The sequence below is a fragment of the Streptomyces sp. genome (assembly GCF_035644915.1).
Classification (GTDB): Bacteria; Actinomycetota; Actinomycetes; order Streptomycetales; family Streptomycetaceae; genus Streptomyces.
In genome coordinates this window covers 1-2,975 of record NZ_DASQNP010000095.1, presented here as the reverse complement: position 1 = coordinate 2,975, position 2,975 = coordinate 1, and the positions used below count along the sequence as shown (strand labels likewise).

Annotated in this window: 4 protein-coding genes; 2 read left to right on the top strand and 2 right to left on the bottom strand. The window is 73.9% G+C overall.

Translation table 11 applies throughout. The features are described 5' to 3' along the window. Positions 1-106: 106 nt before the first annotated feature. Both VE546_RS11490 and VE546_RS11485 read left to right on the top strand, forming a co-directional pair. Positions 107-583 carry a hypothetical protein gene (locus tag VE546_RS11490; RefSeq protein WP_324921271.1) on the top strand — a complete coding sequence of 159 codons (477 nt, stop codon included), beginning with the start codon at positions 107-109 and terminating at the stop codon, positions 581-583. Between the two features lie 183 nt (positions 584-766). Continuing rightward, positions 767-1,657, top strand: a complete 891-nt coding sequence (locus VE546_RS11485) for a virginiamycin B lyase family protein (RefSeq protein WP_324921269.1) — start codon at positions 767-769, stop codon at positions 1,655-1,657. Positions 1,658-1,748: 91 nt separating this feature from the next. Here the strand turns inward: VE546_RS11485 and VE546_RS11480 are convergent, their stop codons facing one another. Then, positions 1,749-2,480: an alpha/beta hydrolase gene (locus VE546_RS11480; protein WP_324921267.1), complete on the bottom strand. Its 732-nt coding sequence runs from the start codon at positions 2,478-2,480 to the stop codon at positions 1,749-1,751. 198 nt (positions 2,481-2,678) lie between these two features. After that, positions 2,679-2,804 carry a hypothetical protein gene (locus tag VE546_RS11475; protein ID WP_324921265.1) on the bottom strand — a complete coding sequence of 42 codons (126 nt, stop codon included), beginning with the start codon at positions 2,802-2,804 and terminating at the stop codon, positions 2,679-2,681. Positions 2,805-2,975: the final 171 nt, after the last annotated feature.

Genomic DNA, 2,975 nt, shown 5'->3' with positions numbered 1-2,975 from the left:
ACCTGGTCGAAGCGCTCAGCCACGCGTGGGGCGTCACCTGGACCGGGGGTGTGGAACCCGCCGGCAAGCGGGTCTGGTTCGAGCTGCGCGCGCCCGACGAGGGGACGTGAGCCGCGTGGACTTCACCGCCGTGTGCCTGGGCGCGCTGATCATGACCGTCAGCGCGGCACTGACCGGCTTCGCGCTCGCCTCCGCCCGTACCGCCGCCACCCGCAACGACGTGTGGTGCGAGGCGACCGTCGTGGAGGAGCACACCTGCCGCGAGTGGCTGCTGGGCGGCTACCGGGCCCGGAACCCCAGGCGGGCCCTGCGCTGGACGAGGGCCCAGGCCCAGCGGCTGGCCGACCGCATCGACCCGTCTCCGCACGCCCGTTGGGCCGCCCCCGGCACGGTCCACCCGTACGAGGGCGGCACCCTGGACGCCGCCGCCCTCCTGCGCTGCTGGCAGCTCGACACCACCGCCCACCGGGACGCCCTGCACGCCCTCGAAGGCGGCGGCTTCTACATCCTCACCGCGCCCGACGACGACGGCCTGCGGTACCGGATATCCGCCCGTTCCCTGAGCGCGGGAACGAGGTGGTGACCGGTCCGGACCTGGGGCCGGAGCGGTGAGCCGGATTCTTCAAAGCGGTTGCGTCCGCCGCCTTCCGCCACCAGGGTGGTGGCGGTGATCAAGTCGGGGACACCGGCAGGTGCCCGTGGCCGCTCACCGGCGGCTGCGCGACGACGGCCACCGCCACCCGCCCGATCCATGAGGAGAACCTGCATGCAGCGCCCCGGCCGGCCGTCGGTCCAGGAGTTCCCCGTCGCGGACGGAGGAGCCGGGCCGTACGGCATCACGGCCGGTGCCGACGGCGCGCTGTGGATCACCCTGGTCCACAGCGGCGAGATCGCGCGGCTCACCCCCGGCGGCGAGCTGACCACGTACCCCCTGGGGTCCCCGGCGGGCGGACCCATGGTCATCACGGCCGGGCCGGACGGGGCGCTGTGGTTCACCCTCAACCGGGCGGACGCCATTGGCCGGATCACCGTCCACGGCGAGGTCGGGACGTTCCCCCTCGCTTCCGGCTGCGGCCCCTACGGCATCGCCGCGGGGCCGGACGGGGCGCTGTGGTTCACCGAGATGCACACCGACCGGATCGGCCGGATCACGGTCGACGGCGAGGTCACGCGGTTCCCCCTGCCCGTGGAGAAGGCGTTCCCCTCGGCGATCACGGCGGGGCCGGACGGGGCGCTGTGGTTCACCCTCAACCAGGCGGACGCGATCGGCCGGATCGGCCTCGACGGCGAGGTCGTCCTCCACGGGCTCCCCACGGCCGGGGCCGCTCCGGTGGGCATCGCCGCCGGCGCCGACGCCCTGTGGTTCACCGAGATCGGGGCGGGCCGGATCGGCAGGATCTCCACCGACGGCGAGGTGCGGGAGTTCCCGCTCCCGGACCCCGCGGCCAGACCGCACGCCGTCGCCGTGACACCCGCCGGGGACTGCTGGTTCACCGCGTGGGGGACCGGCCGGATCGGACGCGTCACCGCGGCGGGCGAGACCGCCGAGTACGACCTGCCGACGCCGTCGTCGGAACCGCACGGCATCGCCGTGGGCCCGGACGGCGCCCTCTGGACGGCGCTCGAAACGGGAGGCGTCGCCCGCGTGGTCCCGTGACGCCGGGGATGCCGCACCGCGTCCGGCGCCGGGCCGTCACCGCTGGTCGGTGGGCGTTCGCGGGCGTCGGGTGGTGACGGCGACGGCGCGCTCAGCCGACAGGAGGGAGCTGCCGGGCGAAGCGGCGAACGGCATCGGTGAAGGCGTCCGGGGCGTCGAAGTTCATGAGATGGCCGGCCCGCGGGACCAACTCGACGCGGGCGTGGGGGTGTGCGCGGGCGAAGTCCGCCTCGCCGGACCGGAAGACGGCGTCCTTCTCGCCGTTCAGGATCAGTACCGGAGCCTTCACGAAACGCATCGCGCTCGCGTCGAAGCGTCCCAGTACCTCGTTCCAGGCTGTTGGCAGGGTGTGGAAGGCGTAGCCGGAACGGATGGTCGCCTCCACCACCTCCGGCGGGTAGAGCCGTCGCAGCAGCCAGTCGTTCCACCGGGTCAGCCGGTCCGCCGGTATGCGGGGGACCAGCCCGGCGACCAACCGGTACGGCGCCGTCCGGAGGCCGCGGGTGGAGGCGCTGGCTCCAGCGAGGACCAGACCGCGCAGGTGCTCCGGGCGGCGCCGCGCGAATTCCAGCGCGGCATATCCCCCGAGCGAGTGGCCGACGACCAGGGCCGGTCCACGGCCGAGTGAGTCCACCGCGGAAGCGATGACCTCGGTCGCACTGTTCAGGCTCCAGGGTTGGGCCGAGCGCTCCCCGTGGCCGGGCAGGTCGACGGCGAGGACCGGGAACTCGTCCCGGAGCGCGGCGAGTTGCACGCTCCACTGCCCCGCGCTGAAGCGCGTCCCGTGGACGAAGACGATGGGCACCGCATCCACTGCCGTCATCAGCTCCCCCCGAGCGACACCGTCCCGGAGCCGACCCTATCGGTGCGGTTCCTCTCACGATCAGGGAGATGCCGGAAGGCGCTCAATGGCCGGAGGGAGCGCGTTCCGGTTCGGTCGCCGGTCCCGCCCGGGGCCCCCGGAACGGGGCGGCCACCGTGCCTCGCGGCGGTGCCCGCCCCGCGGTGGTCGGAACACCTGTCAGAACACCTGGAGCCCGATCCGGCCGAGGACGACGAAGGTGTGCTCGCCGTAGACGAGGAAGACCGCGGCGACGGCGAGGAGCAGGGCGCCGAGGGCCAGGCGCCGGACGAGGCGGGCGTTCATGCGGGGTGCCTCTCTGCCAGGGGCTCGGGGCGTGTCGCGCTCCCGACGGTCAGGACGGTGTCGCAGCGGTCGCGGACCGTGTCGTCGTGGGTGGCGATGACGACGGCGCAGCCCTCCTCGCTCATGGTGCGGAGGACGTCGACGACCAGGGTGGTGTTGTCGTGGTCGAGG